Annotated in this window: 16 protein-coding genes; 7 read left to right on the top strand and 9 right to left on the bottom strand. The window is 20.8% G+C overall.

Translation table 11 applies throughout. From position 1 onward, the window contains the following. Nucleotides 1-503 precede the first annotated feature (503 nt). Together M8044_RS00005 and M8044_RS00010 are read right to left on the bottom strand one after the other, a co-directional pair. Nucleotides 504-1,217, bottom strand: coding sequence for a TrmH family RNA methyltransferase (locus M8044_RS00005; RefSeq protein WP_273585024.1), 714 nt, complete (start codon nucleotides 1,215-1,217; stop codon nucleotides 504-506). Nucleotides 1,218-1,259: 42 nt separating this feature from the next. Continuing rightward, nucleotides 1,260-2,078, bottom strand: coding sequence for a YitT family protein (locus M8044_RS00010; RefSeq protein ID WP_273585025.1), 819 nt, complete (start codon nucleotides 2,076-2,078; stop codon nucleotides 1,260-1,262). A 731-nt stretch (nucleotides 2,079-2,809) separates the two neighbouring features. Here M8044_RS00010 and rpsF point away from each other — a divergent pair. The 7 genes from rpsF (at nucleotide 2,810) to M8044_RS00045 (ending at nucleotide 9,594) form a co-directional block, all read left to right on the top strand. After that, nucleotides 2,810-3,097, top strand: coding sequence for a 30S ribosomal protein S6 (gene rpsF, locus M8044_RS00015; protein WP_273585093.1), 288 nt, complete (start codon nucleotides 2,810-2,812; stop codon nucleotides 3,095-3,097). Nucleotides 3,098-3,101: 4 nt separating this feature from the next. Next, the gene (locus tag M8044_RS00020; protein WP_273585026.1) at nucleotides 3,102-3,542 is read left to right on the top strand and encodes a single-stranded DNA-binding protein; all 441 of its coding nucleotides are present in this window, start codon (nucleotides 3,102-3,104) and stop codon (nucleotides 3,540-3,542) included. Between the two features lie 54 nt (nucleotides 3,543-3,596). Further along, complete coding sequence (rpsR, locus tag M8044_RS00025; RefSeq protein ID WP_323805911.1) at nucleotides 3,597-3,824, top strand: 30S ribosomal protein S18; 228 nt, start codon at nucleotides 3,597-3,599, stop codon at nucleotides 3,822-3,824. Between the two features lie 167 nt (nucleotides 3,825-3,991). After that, a complete protein-coding gene (gene rplI, locus M8044_RS00030; RefSeq protein ID WP_273585028.1) occupies nucleotides 3,992-6,505 on the top strand; it encodes a 50S ribosomal protein L9 in 2,514 nt (837 codons plus the stop codon). A gap of 48 nt (nucleotides 6,506-6,553) precedes the next feature. After that, on the top strand, nucleotides 6,554-7,900 hold the full coding sequence (gene dnaB / locus M8044_RS00035; protein ID WP_273585029.1) for a replicative DNA helicase: 1,347 nt from the start codon (nucleotides 6,554-6,556) through the stop codon (nucleotides 7,898-7,900). Nucleotides 7,901-7,952: 52 nt separating this feature from the next. Beyond that, a complete protein-coding gene (locus M8044_RS00040; protein WP_273585030.1) occupies nucleotides 7,953-9,035 on the top strand; it encodes a peptide chain release factor 1 in 1,083 nt (360 codons plus the stop codon). Nucleotides 9,036-9,039: 4 nt separating this feature from the next. Further along, nucleotides 9,040-9,594 (top strand): L-threonylcarbamoyladenylate synthase, encoded by a 555-nt coding sequence (locus M8044_RS00045; RefSeq protein ID WP_273585031.1) that lies wholly within the window; start codon nucleotides 9,040-9,042, stop codon nucleotides 9,592-9,594. On the opposite strand, the gene holA is transcribed toward M8044_RS00045, so the two are convergent. The 7 genes from holA to M8044_RS02600 all read right to left on the bottom strand — a co-directional run bounded on the left by holA (nucleotide 9,584) and on the right by M8044_RS02600 (nucleotide 19,470). Next, nucleotides 9,584-10,570: a DNA polymerase III subunit delta gene (gene holA, locus M8044_RS00050; RefSeq protein WP_273585032.1), complete on the bottom strand. Its 987-nt coding sequence runs from the start codon at nucleotides 10,568-10,570 to the stop codon at nucleotides 9,584-9,586. The genes M8044_RS00045 and holA overlap by 11 nt on opposite strands. A gap of 27 nt (nucleotides 10,571-10,597) precedes the next feature. After that, nucleotides 10,598-11,503, bottom strand: coding sequence for a tyrosine recombinase (locus M8044_RS00055; RefSeq protein ID WP_273585033.1), 906 nt, complete (start codon nucleotides 11,501-11,503; stop codon nucleotides 10,598-10,600). Nucleotides 11,504-11,544: 41 nt separating this feature from the next. Further along, nucleotides 11,545-12,321, bottom strand: coding sequence for a YitT family protein (locus M8044_RS00060; RefSeq protein WP_273585034.1), 777 nt, complete (start codon nucleotides 12,319-12,321; stop codon nucleotides 11,545-11,547). 58 nt (nucleotides 12,322-12,379) lie between these two features. Further along, complete coding sequence (gene ileS, locus M8044_RS00065) at nucleotides 12,380-15,136, bottom strand: isoleucine--tRNA ligase (RefSeq protein WP_273585035.1); 2,757 nt, start codon at nucleotides 15,134-15,136, stop codon at nucleotides 12,380-12,382. Between the two features lie 44 nt (nucleotides 15,137-15,180). After that, the gene (ychF, locus tag M8044_RS00070) at nucleotides 15,181-16,299 is read right to left on the bottom strand and encodes a redox-regulated ATPase YchF (protein WP_273585036.1); all 1,119 of its coding nucleotides are present in this window, start codon (nucleotides 16,297-16,299) and stop codon (nucleotides 15,181-15,183) included. 357 nt (nucleotides 16,300-16,656) lie between these two features. Then, complete coding sequence (locus M8044_RS00075) at nucleotides 16,657-18,654, bottom strand: heavy metal translocating P-type ATPase (RefSeq protein WP_273585037.1); 1,998 nt, start codon at nucleotides 18,652-18,654, stop codon at nucleotides 16,657-16,659. A gap of 108 nt (nucleotides 18,655-18,762) precedes the next feature. Next, nucleotides 18,763-19,470, bottom strand: coding sequence for a SpoVG family protein (locus M8044_RS02600; protein WP_425306201.1), 708 nt, complete (start codon nucleotides 19,468-19,470; stop codon nucleotides 18,763-18,765). Nucleotides 19,471-19,510 lie beyond the last annotated feature (40 nt).

Below are 19,510 nucleotides of genomic sequence, written 5' to 3' on the forward strand. Positions count from 1 at the left end.
TTTTTTTCATGATTTTTGTATAAAAAAACGAAGTATAAAATAATTTAAAAATATTGATAAAATTTTTTAAATATTTAATTTTTCTTTATGTTTTTATTGAAATAAAAAAAGATCAATTTATTGGATCTTTTTTTAATAAATTAATGACTTTATTGAATTCTAGGTTGTTATAAAATGTAGTTTTGATTTATTGATTTGTTTTTTGAAATATTTTTTTTGTTATACATTGATATTAAATCATGATAAATATTCAAAAAAATGTATTTAAAAAATTTAATACTTTAAAAGCATTTTATAAAAAAATATATTTTACTTAAAAATATATAATTTATATATTGAAAAAAATTATAAAATTAAAAATTTAATTGTAATTTTTAAGGCGATAAGAAAAATAACTATTATTAATAATAGTTATTAAATATTGAATAAAATTGTCAATTTTATGATATAAAAAAAATATAATTTATTATATTTCAATAAATAAGATAATGAATATAATTTTTTTATTTTAAAAGATGCATTAAAATACTTCCTGCTACTCCAACATTTAAACTTTCTATATTTTCTATATCAATATGTACAAAATAGTCAGAATGTTTTTGAACTATTTCTGAAATACCTAATCCTTCGTTTCCTAAAATTAAAATTTTTTTACTTTGGGATTTTAAAAAAGAAGATTTTTCTAAGTTTATATTTTTTTTATTTACAGAGGCACTAAAAATAGTATAATTATCTTTTTTAGCTGATAACAAAAAATTTATTATATTGCCTCTTTCTAAAAATAAATGAAATATAGCTCCTTGACTTGATCTTATAGTTTTTTCATTATAAAAATCGACTGATTTGGGACTAATAAAAATATGTCGAAAACCAAAAGCACAAGCACTTCTTAATAAAACACCTGCATTACTTGGATCTTGAATATCGTCCCAAATTAAAATTTTATCACTTTTTAAGGGTTGAGAATTTATTTTACAAAGAGCACACACAGGATAAAGAGTTTTGTTTGTATTTAATTCTTTCATTAAATTATGGGAAATTAAAGTTCCTGGTTTAGATGGATCAATTGTATATATTTTTAAAATTACATTTTTTTTTTGAGCTTCTTCAACTAAATGTTCCCCAAAAACTAAAAATTCTTGATATAAGTTGCGGTATTTTTTTAATAAAAGTTTTTTTAATTTTTTAAATTTTATATTTTCTTTAGATATAATCATATTTTTTTCTCTTTAAATTTATTTGAAGTAAATATTTTTTTATTAAATTATTTTATTATTTTGTTTTGTTAATAAATGAATAATACCAAGAGCTATAAAAAATGTTAAGATAGAAAAAAAATATTTTATTATAATTTTGTTTTTATTTTTCTTTTTTCTTATTAAATCCATTAAAAAAGATAATAAAATAGTTAAACCATCTACTATTAATAACATTGCAGATAATTCTATTCCACAACAAATTGATGTCGATGTTAAAAATACAAAAATAACATCAGTACCACCTGTACTCAGTTCTTTTTTTAAAATATTACCACAACTTATGCCGACAGTAAAACCAGTTATTAAAGAAGATAATAATAATCTATAAAAAATATTATTTTTAATAAATTGAGGAAATTTTTTAATAATAGAATTTTGTTTTATTTTGAACAAATTAAATATTTTTAGAATAAAAGCAAAAAGAAGACTGAATATTATTGATGATAAAAATAAATTAAGTTGTGTTGAATCTTTTAAGTATACAACTAAAGCAAATATTAAAATTAAAATTCTAATAATAATAATATTGTTGTTTTTGCTAAAAAAATATTTTTGTTTTTGTTTTTTTTTATCATAAAAAAAAATTTTATCTAAAAAAATTAAATTACTTTCTAAACCACCTATGATAAATTTACCAGGTAAAACTAAAAAATAAACGCTAAATATTAATAATATAAAACTTATAGAAATTTTAGATAGTTCTAAAAAATTATTTAGCATTGGAATGTATAAATTTGTTGCGAAGCTTAAAATTAACATGAGGAATATTAAAAATATAAATAAAAAAAGGATAAAATTTTCATTTTTATTATGTTTCATATTACACCCTCTTCCTTGTTTCTATTTTATTTTATTTAATTTTTCAGTTTATTGTTTTATTGAATAAAAATTTATTTTTAAATAAAAGTTTGAAGAAAATTTTAATAAATAAAATGATTTTTTATGATTTAATGAAATTATTAAAAAGAATTATGAATTTTAAAAAAATGAAATATTTGAGAGATATTCGAGTTAATTAAAATTAATCTATTTTGATTTTAATATAGATCAATTTTAAAATCAAAAATTAAAATTTTGTTGAAATAATCATGAAAAAAAGGAAACAAATTTATTGGATATAGTTGATATTTTAAAAATCATTTGATAATTTATTTTTATTTATAATTTCATTAATAATACAACAATACTATATAAAATTGTAACATAAAAATAACGTATTTTAGTCATTAAATGATTTATTTTTATAGCAAACATATATTTTTTCAGTTTAATTGATATTATTTCTGTGATTTGTTAAAATTTATATGTATTATTGACATTATTTAATTATTTATTCGATTAAATATTTTATTAACAAATTTTATACTTAATTTATTGAATTTAATTTGTAAATTAAAGTTAATAAATTTAGTATAATAAAATGAGATTTATTTTAAATGAAAAAATATTTTTTAAAATAAAACAAATTTAGGATTTAAAAAATAATTTTAATTCCTTTTCTTATTTTATAAAAATAAGAACAAAAGACCATAAGGAGAATTTTGAAAAAAATGAGAAAATATGAAATATTATATATTTTAAAACCTACTTTAAACGAAAAACAAGTAGATGAAATTAAAAATAAAATTAATAGTATTTTTGAAAAAGAAGATAATAAATTAGAATATCAAAACACAGAATTAAAAACATTAGCTTATCCTGTTCAAAAGTTTACTCAAGGTTTTTATAATAATGTATTAGTAAAGGCTAATAATGATATGGTTACAGAATTCAATCGAATTGCTAATATTACAGAAGAAATTATTCGTTATGTTATATTAAGATTGGATAAAAAATAAAATAATGATAAATAGAGTTATTTTAGTAGGTCGTATCACTAAGGATCCTGAATTACGTTTTATTCAAGGCGATATTCCTTTAGTGAATTTTACTTTGGCAGTAAATAGAAATTTTACTAATAAATCTGGAGTTAAAGAAGTTGATTTTATTCGTTGTTCAGTATGGTATAAACAAGCAGAAAATTTATCTAAGTATGTATTAAAAGGGGCTCTTTTAGGCGTTGAAGGTAGTATTAGAGTTACAAGTTATGAAAATAATAATCAAAAACAATTTTTTACGGAAGTAAAATGTGATTCGATTCAATTTTTATCAAATAAAAACAATTCATCAAATAATAATAATGATTATTATCCTAATAAAGATCATAACAACATGAATGTTGACGAACATCATACACAAAATAAAAAATTAGTTATAGATAATGAAGAAGAATTACCTTTTTAAATTCGGAATATATAATTAAGTTTGAATATATAAATGAAAGGTATATAAAAATATATAAAAATGAATAAACGCAAAAAATTTTATAAAAAACGTCCTAAAGTATGTTTTTTTACTGAAAATAAATTTACTAGAATTGATTTTAAAGATGTAAATTTATTAAGTCGTTTTATTACTGATAGAGGCAAAATTTTACCAAGTAGATTTAATAAAATTTCAGTTAAATGGCAAAAACGTTTATCTAAAGCCATTAAATTAGCTCGTATTATGGCTTTAATTAAATAAATAAAAAAACAAGCATTTTTTATTCAATATTGCTTGTTTTCTTTTTATTATATTTTATTGAAAATAGATTATTAAAATATTTAATTTATTTTTATACAGGAAATATTTCGATGGACCGAAATAATAAAATAAAAAATTAGTATAAGAAACGAGTTTTTGTAAAGTTTATGTATAAAAAAAATCGATCAAAAATTTTTAATTATAAAAAGAGTATATTAATTCTTTTTTTAATTATTTTTTTTATATATACTTTTAAATTTGATAAAGATAATATAACAAAAATTTGTAATAGTCCTGATCAAGCTTTATATGAAATACGTTCAGCTTTAATAAATTTATTAGTTAGTATTTTAGGAAAAATAGTTATTTTTCTTGTTTTGCTTTGTTTATATTATAATTTTTATCATTTAGTTGAAATTAAAAGATTAAAGAATCGATTAAATTTATGGGCTAACTTATCTTATTATATTAATCAAGTAGGTGAGGAAGTTTTTAACGAATTACCAATCGGCATTGTTTTAGTCGATAATGTTTTTCATAAAATTCAATGGATTAATAATTATGCTAATAATATTTTAAAAAAACCTGATTTAGATGCTTATTTAAAAGACGTTAATTCTTCTATGTTTGAATTATTAGAATCTTCAAATAATAAAGTTGTTTTACATATAGGAGAAGAAGTTTTTGATTGTTTATATAAAAAAGAATTTAATGTTTTTTATCTTTTTAATGTTACCGAAAGAGAACAAATAAAAGAAATTTATAATCAAAAAACTCCTACTTTAATTTTTGTATCTTTTGATAATTTAGATAATTCATTTAAAAAATTAGATTTGTCAGAACAATCTCAAATTAAAGTAGAGTATTTAAGTGCTTTATCAGATTTTTTTGAAATTTATGAAAGTTATTTAAAACAATTATCGGATGATAAATTTTTAGTTTTATTAAATTATTATCAATTGGAAAATATAATTAAGGATAAATTTTCCATTTTAAAAACAGTTCGTGATATATCGAATAAATATAAATTAAAAATTACTCTTTCTATAGGAGTTGCTTGTTATAATTTACCTTATAATAAAATTTCTAATTACGCTCAAAATGCTTTAGAATTAGCTCAAAAAAGAGGTGGAGATCAAGCAGTTGTTAATGTAGAAAATAAAAAAATATTATATTTTGGAGCAACAACTACTTCTTTGGGCACTGATTCTAAAATATCAGCTCGAATTAATTCTGAAATAATTGAAGATTTGATTTTGAAACATCAAAATTGTTTTATTATGGGTCATATTCATCCTGATTTAGATTCTTTAGGTTCTATGATACTTTTTTATAAAATAGCTTCATCTATTAACACAAATTATAAACATTATTTAATTATTGACGAAGACAAGACAGATGCTAATTTTAAATTTATTTATCAAGATTTATTTCAAGAAGAAAAACATTTAGCTAAACAGATTATAAAAACATCGCAAGCAATAAAAATGATAAATGAAAATTCACTTTTAGTTATTGTTGATACTCAAAGTTTAGATATCGTTAATAGTCCGGAATTATTAAAATTAACTTCTAATGTAATTATTTTAGATCATCATAGAGCAACAGAAAATACTATTAATAATATTTTTTCTTATGTCAATTCTATGGCTTCTTCAACTGTTGAAATTTTAACTGAATTTATTAGTTTTTTTAAATATTCTATTGAAATAACTCCTTTAGAAGCTAGTTTGATTTATGGTGGAATGGTTATAGATACAAATTATTTTACTGCTCGTACTAGTTCAAGAACTTTGGAAGCGGCAGCTAAATTACTTTCTTTAGGCGCTGATGTTGCGAAAGTGAAATTTTGGTTAAGAGAAGAATTAAATAAAATTTTAGAAATGAATGAATTAATTGCTAAAATGGAACTTTATATGGGAAAATTCGCTATTATTAGAAATAATAAGATATGTAATGATCGTTCTTTTTTAGCTAAAATTTCTGAATATGTTTTAAATATTCAAAGTGTAGATGCTGCTTTTACAGTTTCCAAATTACAAGATAATAAAATAGGTATAAGCGCACGTTCTTATAGCGAAATAAATGTTCAAATAATTATGGAACAAATGGGAGGCGGTGGACATATTAATAGTGCAGCTACCCAAATAGAAAGTGATAGTTTAGATGATATAATTTCTCAATTAAAAAATATATTATCTTTAGAATATAAAGAAAGTTTAAAAAATATGAAAATTATTTTATTAGAAGATGTCAAAAATAGAGGCAAAAAAAATGATATTATCGAAATTAAATATGGTTACGGTAATTTTTTAATTAAAGAAAAAAAAGCACTTTTAGCTACTGAACAAAATATTAAACAAATAAAAAAAGAACAAATATTACAAGAAGAAGCTCACAAAAAACATAATTTATTAATGCAACAAGTAAAAAAAGATATTGATGATAAACAAATTGATATAATAGTTAATATAGGTCCACAAGGTAAAATGTATGGTAAAATAACTTTACAACAAATTGTGGATGAATTTCATAATAAATATAATATATTAATTAATAAAAAGAAACTTGTTTTAGAAAGCGAAATTAATTCTTTAGGAAAATACAAAGCAAATGTTTTTTTAACAAAAGATATTATTGCTTCTTTTATTATAAATATTAAAGATCTAGACAAGAAATAATATTTCTTGAATTATTTTATAAAATTTATTGGATGAAATTTATTAATAATGAGTGAACAAAATATAAAATTACCTTTTTATCTAGATGCAGAACAAGCTATTTTAGGTATTATTTTATTAGATCCTAAAAAAATTTTGTCTACGATAGATAGATTAGAAACAGAAGATTTTTTTAATATTGAACATCAATATATTTATGAAGCTATGAAAACTTTGTTTAAAGAGAACAAAGATATTGATTATTTGTCGGTATTGAAAATTTTAGAACAAAAAAAGCAAAAAATAGGAGACGGTGCCAAATATTTATTTCAATTAAGTAACAATATTCCGTCTATATATCATTTGGATACTTATATTGATTTTGTGCGCGATGCCTCTCTTAAAAGAGAAATAATTACTACTGCATCGGAAATTTATAATGAGGGAATTAGCAATCAGAATATTGATTTTCAACATTATTTAAATATTACAGAAGAAAAAATTTTTCAAATTTCTAAAAAGAAAAAAACAAGTAATCTTGTTGAAATAAAACAATTATTAAAAGAAATTGAACATAAAACTATTTATAACAAAAGAGAAAATAAAATTATTGGTTTAAGTACTGGTTATCATAATTTAGATGATATCACTTTGGGATTAAAACCAGAAGAACTTATAATTTTAGCAGCAAGACCTTCTATGGGTAAAAGTAGTTTTATGTCTAATCTTGCGATTAATATAGCTAAAAAAAATCAAAAAGCTTTTGTTGTTATTTTTAGTTTAGAAATGTCTAATGAACAATTAGGTTCTAGAATGTTAAGTTCTGAAAGTCAAATTTTTCATAAAAAAATTCAATTAGGACTTTTAAATGAGCAAGAAATAAATTTATTAAAGGTAAATTCTCAAAATTTACAAAATTTAAATATTTTTTTCAATGATTCTGCAAGTGCTAATATATTAGATATTCGCGCTCAATGTCGTAAAATGAAAAACCAAAATAAATTAGATTTTGTTATTATTGATTATTTACAATTAATCGGAAAAGTTAATAAACCTAATTTTAAAAATTTTTTTAATCGTCAAGAAGAAATAGCTGATATTTCTAAAAGTTTAAAACAAATGGCTCGTGAATTAAAAATTCCTGTTTTGGCTTTATCACAGTTATCACGTGAAGTAGAAAAAAGAGAAGATAAAAGACCTATTTTATCTGATTTAAGAGATTCCGGAAGTATCGAACAAGATGCCGATATTGTTATGTTTTTATATCGTCCTAATTATTATAATAAAGATATGAAAACAGAATTATCAGATTTAGGTTATACAGAATTAATTATTTCTAAAAATAGACAAGGATCTGTAGGAATTAAAAAATTTAATTTTAATTTAAATTGCCTTTCTTTTTTTGAAATAGAATAAAATTAAAAAACATTTGTATTTTTTTAATAAAAAAAGGAATTTATGATATAAAATGCTAGAAAAACTCGAAATAATAAAACAAAAATATTTAAATTTACAAAAAAAAATATTATCTGATACGAAAAATTTAAATAATATAGAATTATTAAAACAAATAAATGAATTAAAAAAAATTGTTTCTGTTTATGATGAATACCTTAATTTAATAAAAGAAAAGGAAAATCTTAAAAAATTAATTACACAAAATAATTTACAAAACTCACAAAATGAAAATGAATTTGTTTTATTATTTCAGGAAGAAAAAAAGATTTTAGATACTCAAATTCAAGAAAAATTAGATAAATTGCAAAAAAAACTATTTACTAAAGATGAAGATAAAAACAAAAATGTTTTAATGGAAATTAAAGCAGCAGCTGGAGGAAGTGAATCTAATCTTTTTGTAGCTGATTTATTTCGTGCCTATATTAAATATGCTGAAAGTAAAAAATGGAAGATAGATATTATTAATTTAGTTTCTGGTGTTAAAAGTGGTATTTTTGCAGTAGAAATGATGATTTATGGCGATGATGTTTATTCTTTTTTACAATATGAATCAGGAATACATAGAGTTCAAAGAGTTCCTGAGACAGAAAAAAGAGGAAGAGTTCATACTTCTACAGTTAAGATTTTAGTATCTTCTGTATTAGAAGAGACTAAGATAGATTTAAATTGGAATGATATTCGAGTAGATACGTTTAATTCAAGTGGTCCAGGAGGACAATCAGTTAATACTACTAAATCAGCAGTTCGTTTAACTTATATTCCTACAGGCGATAGTGTAGCTTGTCAGATAGCTAAAAGTCAACATCAAAATAAAGAAAAAGCTTTTCAATTATTAAAAAACAAGGTATATAATAAAATAATATCTGAAAAACAAAAACAACAAAATGAAATTAAAAAAAATTTAATTAGCAAAGGAGATCGTAGTTCTAAAATAAGAACTTATAATTATGCTCAAAATAGAATTACTGATCATCGTATAAATTTAACTTTACAAAAATTAGATTTTTTCATGGAAGGCAGAATAGATTTAATTATAGAACCTTTAAAAGAAGAATTTAATAAACAAAATTTGAAAGAACAAATAAAAATATAAATATATGTTAAAACACAAAATTATTATTTTTCCTACAGATACGGTTTATGGTTTAGGTTGTTCAATATATGATAAAGAAAGTTTAAAAACTATTTATAATATTAAACAAAGAGATTTTAATAAACCTATTAGTATTTTATGTTCTTCTTTGGAACAAATAGAAGAAATAGCTATTATAGATGAAAAGATTAAAAAATTAATTTCTTATTTTTGGCCCGGCCCATTAACTATTATTGTTTTTAGTAAAAAAAAATATTTTGATAGAACTAATGAAAAAAAAATAGGAATTAGAATTCCTAATCATCCTTTGGCTTTGGAAATTTTAAAAATAAAAGGTCCTTTAAAAACTACTTCTGTCAATAAAAGCGGTGAACCTCCTTTAAATAATTATTTAGAGATTATAAAACAATTCAAACATAAAGTTGATTATATTTATCCTAATAACCCAATTCCTACTATTAATTTAAGTTCTACTGTTATTGATGCTACTTTATTTAATTTGACTTTGGTGAGAGAAGGTTGTATTTCGTTTGCAAAGATAAATAAAATTATAAATTAAAAATTGTATTTATTAAAAGATATTTTAAATTGTTTTCGTTTTTTATAATTTCTTTTTTAAATTTGTAATATAAATCAAAGAATATTAAAAATAAATTTTCTATTTTATTTAGAGGCAATAGTTTAATTTCTTTTATTAAAAAAAAGGTTTTTTCTATAGGATATTGTAAAATATTACTTATTTCATTTTCTTTTTTATTTTCTATTATTAAATGTTTTATTAAAAGCATTCCTTGTAATTTATTTAAAATTTGATAAATAAGCAAAACAGGATCTTTTTTTTTATTTATCAAATTTTCGCATAATAGATGAATATTTTTTTTATTGATGTTATTATCATTAAGAACTGATTTAATAAATGAAAATATATTTTCATCTTGATGATAAAATATTAATTTTTTAATGATTTCCAAATTTTTAATTTCTTTTGTTTGGGTAGATAAATAATATAATTTAATTTTTTGAATTTCTTCTTTTAATAAAAATAAATTATTTTTGATTGTATGTATTATAAAATATACAATTTCCGAATTTATTATAAAACCGTCATTTGTGAATTGTTCTTTAGTATATTTAAATAAATCTTTGTAAGATAGTTTATTTTTTTTGTAAATATGGAAATTTTTATATATTTGTTCTTGTATATCAGACGTAAAATTATTATCTTTTTCTTCTACTAAATAAAGAATAATATTTTCTTGTGGTTTTTCAAAAAAATTTAATAAAAAATTTAAATTTATATTTTTTTTTTGCATTAATAAAGAAAGATTTTCTATAAAAAGTATTTTTTTATCATAAAAAAAAGAACTAGTGTATAATTCTTTTGCTATACTTTGTGCTATTTCTATATAATTATTTATTTTAATAGAATAAAATAAAAAGTGATAATTTTTTTGTTTGCACAAATTCTTTAAATTATTTTTTTCTTTTTCTAAAAAAAATTCTTGATTATATATAAATAAATTTAAAGAATGCATTATTTTTATAATCCCCTTTTTTATGCATTATTTTATGTTTGCTCTAGGATGATATTTAAAATATGTTTTTTTCAAATATTTTTGACTAATATGAGTATAAATTTGAGTAGTAGTAATATCTTCATGACCTAAAATATTTTGTAAAGTTCTTAAATCCATTCCATTTTCCAATAAATGAGTTGCAAAAGAATGTCTTAATGTATGTAGCGAACATTCTTTTCTTAAATTAGCTTTTTTAGTTATTTGTTTGAAAATTTTATAACAACCTTGTCGTGATAAACGTTCTCCTTTTTGGTTTAAGAAAACAAAATCATTTGTTTTTTGTTTTAATAAGGATGGACGTCCTTTTTTGAAATATTTTTTTAATTTTTTTGTAGAATATTGGGTTATAGGAACAATTCTTTCTTTAGAACCTTTACCTTTAACAATGATATAAGATTGTTGTAAATTTAATTTGGATAAAGTTAGGTTTAAAATTTCTGATATTCTTAAACCTGAACTATACATTAATTCGAAAAAAGCTTTATTTCTTAACGAAATGAAAGTATTTTTATTATCTATGCATTCTAAAAAGATATAAATTTCTTCTAAAGATAAGACTAAAGGTAATTTTTTTTCTATTTTAGGTATTTTTAAAACAAGAGTTACATCCTGGTTTACTTTTTTTTCTAAAAATAAAAAAGAATGAAATTTTTTAATAACAATAATTTTTCTAGCTAAACTTCTACTACTAATTTTTTGTATATTATTCATGTGTTCTAAAAACAATGAAATATCTTTTTTTGTTATTTGATTAGGTTTTTGGATATTTAAATTAGTAGTTATAAAATGGAAATATTGTGATATATCATTTAAATAAGCTTGAACAGTGTTTGATGATAATAAAAGTTCATGCTTAATATATGCTTCAAATTCTAACAAAATATTTTTCATTTTGATCTTGAAACTTTCTTTAATATTAAAAAAATATTATTCTAAAAAATTTTTTTATTAGAATCTAATTTGTCTAATACAAAATATATAACACAAGAATTTATTATTAATTTAACGCAAGTTAAGATTAAAGAATCTAAATTAAATTCGTTTTTATATAGATAAACAAAAAGAACTGAAAATATAGCTATAGAATAATTTAATATATTAATATATAAAGATATACTTTTTTGTTTATAAATAGATAAATATTTAGCTATAATATCTATTCCTCCGCTTGAACTACCTATTTTAATGCAAGAACTAGTAATTAATCCTGAAAAAAAACCAACAATTAGAACTCTGATAAAGGTTAATCTGAAACCACTATTTGGTTTTATTAAGCCAAAACAATTTTTGAAAAAATTTAAAGAACCATTTGGTTTATTTATTAAAGGAGTCAATATAAAGAATAAAAGAACAAAAAAAATTGTATTTATTAAAGAATTTATACTAAATTTGAAATCTAATTTCGGGAAAGCAATGAAGATAAATAATAATAAATTAATTAAACCAAAAAGAATAGCAACAAACCAACCATTAAAAGATGGATTATTTTTCCATTCATCATTGGTTTGCATTAAAATTTTAGCTATAGCATCACAAAGACCGTGAATTCCTGTTGTGTATAACTGAATATTATAATCTCCACTTATAAATACAACATCTAATAAAACATATAATAGAAGTAAAAAGAAAGAAATGATTATTGTTTTAATATTTTTTTTAGTTAAAAATTTATTATTATTTACGTAATTATTTGATATTTGTTTTATCATATTATAATATTTTTATAATGCACCTATATTCTAATGATTTGATTATATATTTTATTGTTCAAAGTATTTTTAAACAACGATCACATAATTTGTTTAAATCTTTATTTTCTATGATATTCCAACATCTAGGACAAGCATTACCTGTTGCTGGCAAAACCTTAATATTTAAAGATTTATGTTCGATTATTTGTATTTGAGACACAATTAATAATTGATGCAATTTGTTTTTAATTTCTAAAGAATTTATTGTTTGGATGTATTCTTGTGGTAAATGTAAAATTAATTTAGCTTGTAAAGAAGCAGTTATAATTTTATTTTGTCTCGCTTCTTCTAATTGTTTTAAAATTTGTTCTCTTAAAATAAAAAATAATTTATAATGATTTTGTTTTGCATCTAATTGTTGTTTTTGATAATAATTAGTGATCCAATTTTTTAGTTCTTTTTTTTGAGGAATTGATTCTAAATAAATGTCTTCTTTTTCGGAAAATGATAAATTTTGATATACTTCGGCAGTAGTATGAGGGATTATAGGAGTTAAAATTTTCAAAAAAGACATTAAAAGATCGTATATATTGGATTTAATTACATTTTTTTCCCAATTATTTTCTTTTTCAATGTATAAAATATCTTTACTAAAATCTAAATAAAAAGCGCTCATTTTATTTGAAATAAAAGGATATAATAAGCTCATAATTTTTTCAAAATTATAATTTTCGTAAAAATCTATTATTTGTAAAAAAATATTTTGAAATTCTAATATAAATAATTGATGGAATATAGGTCTTTTCTCAATAGGAATATAACATTCTTTCGAAGGGTCAAAATTATTTAAATTACCTAACATAAAACGAAAAGTATTTCTTATTTTTTTATATTTTTCTTCTATTTGTTTCAATATATTATCATTTAATTTCACATCTATATTATAGTTGATATGAGCGATCCATAATCTTAGAATATCCGCACCTTTTTGTTTTATAATTTGTAAAGGATCGATAACATTATTCAATGATTTACTCATTTTTTGACCTTTACCATCTAAAACAAAACCATGAGTAATAATTGTTTTATAAGGTTTTTCATTAAAAGCCGCTATAGAAGTAATTAAAGAAGAATTAAACCAACCACGATATTGATCCGCACCTTCTAAATAGACATCTGCAGATTCCAAATTTTTGTATAACTTTTTAAAGGTGCTATAAGAAGTGCCGGAATCAAACCAAACATCCATAATATCCATTTCTTTTTTAAAAATATTATTAGGACTTTGTGGATTTGTATAATTATGAGGTAATAATTTTGAAGGTTCCCATTCAAACCAAATTTCTTTACCATTTTTTTCAATTAAATCAGCTACATTTTGGATTACAAATTCATCTAAAATAGGTGTATTATTTTCTGTATAAAAAATAGGAATTGGTACTCCCCAAATTCTTTGTCTACTAATAACCCAATCTTGTCTATCTTTTATCATATTATGCATTTTAATTTGACCCCATTGAGGAATCCATTTTATTTGTTCAATTTCTGATAAAATTTGTTTTTTAATTTTTTTAATATTTAAAAACCATTGCGGGATAGCTAAATAAATAATTGGTTTTTTAGTTCTTTCATCATGAGGATAAGAATGATTGAATATTTCAGAATGTAGTATGAGTTTTTTTTCTTTTAAATCTGATACAATCATATGGTTAGCTTTTTCGTAAAATAAACCTTTATATTTACCAGCAATTTCAGTCATTAAACCTTTTTGATCAACGCTCAATAATATATCTAAATTATATTTTTCACTTAATATAAAATCATCATAACCATGTCCTGGAGCGATATGAACTAATCCAGTTCCTTCTGTATCTGAAACAAAACTATCTAAAATAATTTGTCTTTTTTGCTTAAATAATTCATTTTGATAAAAACAGTTTTGTAACAAAATTCCTTTAAAATTTTTAATAATTTTTATTTTTTCCCAATTAAATTTTACTTTTAATTTATCTAAAACCGAAGTACCTAAGATATATTTTTTTTTATCGTTTATTTGAATTAAACAATAATTTTTGTCTGGGTGTAAACAAACAGCTGTATTAGCCGGCAAAGTCCAAGGTGTTGTGGTCCAAACTAATAAAGACGTATTTTTAAATATATTTTCTTTTAAGTTTATGTTTAAAAGAGGAAACAGAACAAAAATAGATAAAGATTGATGATTTTTATATTCTATTTCTGATTCAGCTAAAACAGATTGTAAAAAAGGAGACCAATAAATAGGCTTTAATTTTTTAAAGATTAATTTTTTAGCAATCATTTTACTAAAAATACGGATTTGATCAGCTACAAAAGTATTATTTAAAGTTAAATAAGGTTTCTCCCATTGTCCTAATATACCTAATCTTTTAAAATTTGTTTTTTGTTTTTCTACAAATTTTAAAGCTATTTCTTCGCATTTATTTAAAAAATTTTTTTTAGAAGTTAATTGATTTTTAGAAAATTTTTTTAATACAACTGATTCAATAGGTAGTCCATGACAATCCCACCCAGGAATATAAGGAGCGTTAAACCCTTGCATTGTTTTGAAACGTAATATAAAATCTTTTAAAATTTTATTTAAAGCATGTCCAATGTGAATATTGCCGTTGGCATAAGGCGGCCCATCATGCAAAAAAAAACAAAGGTTATTTTTGTTCTTTTTTAAAACTTTATCATATAATTGAATATCTTCCCATTTTTGTTCTATTTCAATTTCTTTTTGGCTTAAATTACCTTTCATCGGAAATTTTGTAGAAGGCATTGACAATGTATTTTTATAATTTATATTTGTCATAATATTATTCTCCATTTTTTTATAATAAAAAAATTTTAATTATTTTATTTCATTTTATTTTGTTTAGACACATTAAAGTAAAAAGTAATAATATCTCCATCTTGAACTAAATAATTTTTTCCTTCTAATCTTAATTTACCGTTTTCTTTTATTTTAACAAAATTTTTATTTTGTATTAAATCTTTAAAATTAAAAATTTCTGCTTTGATAAAACCTTTTTGAAAATCACTATGAATTATGCCTCCACATTCAGGAGCTGTCATCCCTTTATAAAAAGACCAAGCTTTTGTTTCTGTTTTTCCTGTTGTAAAATAAGTTTGTAATCCTAAGAGTTTATAACTTTTTTTAATAATTTCTTGTAAAGCACTATTTTTTAAATTATACATTGATAAAAAATTTTCTTTTTCTTTTTTATTCAAAATAGATAATTCTTTTTCTAATAAAATACAAACCGGAATAAATTCTCTTTCTTTTTTTTGAGCATGTTTTGACATTTTTTGAAAAAATGAATTATTTGTTAAATCTGATAAATCTTTTTCTTTAAAATTACCAATATAAATCATAGGTTTCAAAGATAATAAATTAAAATTTTTAATTATTTTTAATTCTTGACTGTTTAAATTTAATTGAGATATATTATTGTCTTGTTCTAAATTAGATTTTATTTTTTTTAATAAATCTTCTTCTTTTAGTGTTTCTTTATTTAACAAATTTTTTTTTTGTCTATTTATTTTAGATAAACGTTTTTCAATTTGTTCTAAATCAGATAAAATTAATTCTGTTTCTATTGTGATACTTTCATCGACAGGATCTACTTTATCATTAACATGAATAATATTTGGATCATCAAAACATTTAACTACATGACAAATAGCATCTACATCTCTAATATGATTTAAAAATTGATTTCCTAATCCTTCTCCTTTAGATGCATTTTTGACTAAACCAGCTATATCTATAAATTCAATTTGTGTTTTTATAATTTTTTGAGATTGAAAAAGATTAGCTAAAAAATTTAAACGTTCATCTTGAACGGACACAATACCAACGTTAGGTTGTATAGTAGCGAAAGGATAATTAGCTTCTAATACTTTCATATTTGTTATTGCATTAAATAAAGTTGATTTCCCAACATTAGGTAATCCCACGATTCCTACTTTCATTTTTGTCTTTACCTTTTGTGAATTTATAAATATATTTATTATTATTTTTTCAAAGAATTGATATTTTTTTATTTAAAATTAATGAGTTTTTATAATATAAACTATATATAATTATTTTACTTGAAAAAAGTTTTTTAATTTATATTAATAAAAATATCTTTTATGAAAGATGCTTTTCAAAATATTTATTTATCATAAAATTTATATAAATATGCCTGAATAAATATCTAAAATAATTTTTATAAAAAATTATTTTAGATATTTATTGGATTTAATTTTTAAAATATTCTAATTTTTTATTCTATTAAAAAAGTCATATTAAAATAAATAAAAAAACTATTTCGTGAAATAGTTTTTTTATTTAATGTTGTTTCTTAATCTTAAACAATTAAAAATAACTAATAAAGTACTACCTTCGTGAGCGATAACCGCTATAGGTAATGATATTTTCCAAATAAAATTAATTAAAGAAAATATTACTATAATTAAAAAAGCAAATACAATATTTTGCCATATTATTTTATTTAACTTATAAGATATTTTATGAGCGTATACTATTTTTTTTAAATCATTTTTTATTAAAATAATATCTGCAATGTCTATAACGGCATCACTTCCTTCTTGTAAAGTTATGGAAACATCTGAGTTAGCTAAAGCTGGTGAATCATTTATTCCGTCCCCTACCATAGCTACAATATGATTTTGTTTTTTTATTTTTTCAATATATTGAAATTTGGTTTCTGGTAAACAATTAGATAAAAAATAATTCAAATTTAACTTAGAAGATATATCTTCTGCTACTGTTTCATTGTCACCTGTTAACATTACTGTATTTATTTTTTTATTATTAAAATATTCAATTAGCTCTTTGGCTTCTGTTCTAATTATATCAATTATAGCAATTGACATAATAATTTCATTATTATGACTTAAATAAACAACTGTATTCCCTTTTTTTAAAAATTCTTGAGTTTTTTTTTCTATTTCTAAAGGGACTTTATCAAAAATATTATATTTAGCTACTTTATATAAATTATTTTTTTCATCTGTAGCTTCAATTCCGATTCCGATTAAATTAAGAGTTTTTAGTTTTAAATTAAAGTTTAAATTTAATTTTTCTTTTAAGTGTTTCTGTATTGCAAAAGCTATTGGATGATTCGAATTTTTTTCGATTGTCCATAAAATATTTAAATATTCATTTTTTGTTTCGTCGGAAATATTAGATTTAAAAAAAATTTCTTGAACTTTGATTTTTCCTTTTGTTAAAGTACCTGTTTTATCAAAAACAATAGTTTCTACATTAGATAAAACACTTAATGATTGACCATTTTTTAATAAAATTCCTTTTTGTGCTAAATTCGAAATAGCTGAAAGAGTAGCGGGAATATCAGCAACAGCTAAAGCACAAGGAGAAGATACAGTTAAAAATACCATACTTTTGTAAAAAATTTTGGAAAATTCTAAGTGTTGAGACAAATAAGCAAAATTTGAATTATCATAGTGTTGTAATACTATATATATTAATTGTGTTATAATTACGAAAAAAAAAGTAATTAAAAGAACTGCTTTAACATATAAAGGTTCTAATTTTTGAATAAAAGATGCTTTTTTAGAAACATTTTCTTGAATTTGTTGAGTTAATTTAATTATTTTAGAAAAAATAGTTTTATCTTCGGTTGTAGTAATTTCTATTATTAGAGTATTGGTTAAATTTATATTACTACCAAAAACTTTATCTCCTACTGTTTTATCTAAAGGCATACTTTCACCTGTGATTGTTGATTCATCTATAGAAGAATTTCCAGATATAATAATGCCATCAGAAGGTATTTGTTCTCCGTTTAAAATCATTACTTTATCGCCTATTTTTAAATCACAAACATCAACTAATTTAAAATCATTATTTTTTTGTAATAATTTAGCTTTTTTAGGTTTTATATCTAAAAGTTTTTTTATTTCTTTTTGATTTTTTTCTTCAACGTATTCTTCTAAAAAATGAGCTCCTCCGAAAATAATAATTAATAAAACAGCTTCATTATAATTTTCCTGGTATAAAGAACCAACAGCAGCTAAAATCATTAAAATATGTACATTTGGAGTTAATTTTTTATTTTTTTTAGTATTTTTATAAGTTTCAATTAAACCTTCTTTAATAACTGAATATCCAGTGAAAAATAAAATAAAAAATGTTAAAAATTTTTTTATATAATTCGTAATATTATTGTTATCAGAAATTAAATTGGGAACAAAATTAATAGGTATAAAAATTACAAAATAAATTAATAAACCAACAAAAAATAAATAAATAAATTTTTTTGGATTTTCGCTTTCTTTTTCTTTGGAATTATTATTCATAAGATATAAAAGTATCTTTCTAAAGATTAATGATTTTGTGCAATAAATAATCTTGTATTTTTTGAAATTTATTTCAAATAATTATGTTTTTATAAATTTTTTTAGTTATTAACAGTTATTAACATTATTTTCATTTGAATTTTCATTATTATTATCAATTATGTTTTCTATTTTTGAATTATCATTTTCATCATTGCGATTGTTTGTATTTTTTGCTTTTTCGTTTGCCTTATTATCTTTATTATTCATCATTTCTTGAAAAACTTTTTTACATTCTGTTTCAATCATTTGTCTTGTTTCTTGTTTTATAGGATGAGCGATATCTACATAAACACCTTTAGAATTTTTTGTACTTGGCATTGCAATAAAAAGACTTCTTTCTCCTTCAATAATTTTAATACCATGAATCACAAAACAATTATTTATTTTAATAGAAGCTTTGGCTCTTAATCTAGTTTTACTATTTAGATGTAAATTTACTTTAACATCTGTTACTCGAAAATTATTTGTGATGTCTATATTTTGATGTGTTTTTATTTCCATTTTATTTTCTTCTTTATCGACCATATTTTGAAAAGTTTTTTTAATATTCTCTTCAATCATTTTTCTTGTTTCTTGTTTTATAGGATGAGCAATATCTACATAAACACCTTTAGAATTTTTTGTACTTGGCATTGCAATAAAAAGACCTTTTTCTCCTTCCATTACTTTAATATTGCGAACCACAAAACAATTGTTGAATATAATAGATGCAATGGCTTTCAATTTGTTTTTGCTAGTATATAATAAATTTGTTCTTACACAAGTTATTTCCATTTTAAATATATTCCTTATTAGTATTTACTTTTTTTATTTA

Source organism: Columbia Basin potato purple top phytoplasma, assembly GCF_028595955.1.
Lineage (GTDB): Bacteria > Bacillota_I > Bacilli_A > Acholeplasmatales > Acholeplasmataceae > Phytoplasma.

Coding starts and splice junctions, on each gene's coding strand:
- M8044_RS00005 (WP_273585024.1), bottom strand. CDS start 1,217: ATGATTATATCTAAAGAAAATATAAAATTTAAAAAATTAAAAAAACTT.
- M8044_RS00010 (WP_273585025.1), bottom strand. CDS start 2,078: ATGAAACATAATAAAAATGAAAATTTTATCCTTTTTTTATTTATATTT.
- rpsF (WP_273585093.1), top strand. CDS start 2,810: ATGAGAAAATATGAAATATTATATATTTTAAAACCTACTTTAAACGAA.
- M8044_RS00020 (WP_273585026.1), top strand. CDS start 3,102: ATGATAAATAGAGTTATTTTAGTAGGTCGTATCACTAAGGATCCTGAA.
- rplI (WP_273585028.1), top strand. CDS start 3,992: ATGTATAAAAAAAATCGATCAAAAATTTTTAATTATAAAAAGAGTATA.
- dnaB (WP_273585029.1), top strand. CDS start 6,554: ATGAGTGAACAAAATATAAAATTACCTTTTTATCTAGATGCAGAACAA.
- M8044_RS00040 (WP_273585030.1), top strand. CDS start 7,953: ATGCTAGAAAAACTCGAAATAATAAAACAAAAATATTTAAATTTACAA.
- M8044_RS00045 (WP_273585031.1), top strand. CDS start 9,040: ATGTTAAAACACAAAATTATTATTTTTCCTACAGATACGGTTTATGGT.
- holA (WP_273585032.1), bottom strand. CDS start 10,570: ATGCATTCTTTAAATTTATTTATATATAATCAAGAATTTTTTTTAGAA.
- M8044_RS00055 (WP_273585033.1), bottom strand. CDS start 11,503: ATGAAAAATATTTTGTTAGAATTTGAAGCATATATTAAGCATGAACTT.
- M8044_RS00060 (WP_273585034.1), bottom strand. CDS start 12,321: ATGATAAAACAAATATCAAATAATTACGTAAATAATAATAAATTTTTA.
- ileS (WP_273585035.1), bottom strand. CDS start 15,136: ATGACAAATATAAATTATAAAAATACATTGTCAATGCCTTCTACAAAA.
- ychF (WP_273585036.1), bottom strand. CDS start 16,299: ATGAAAGTAGGAATCGTGGGATTACCTAATGTTGGGAAATCAACTTTA.
- M8044_RS00075 (WP_273585037.1), bottom strand. CDS start 18,654: ATGAATAATAATTCCAAAGAAAAAGAAAGCGAAAATCCAAAAAAATTT.
- M8044_RS02600 (WP_425306201.1), bottom strand. CDS start 19,470: ATGGAAATAACTTGTGTAAGAACAAATTTATTATATACTAGCAAAAAC.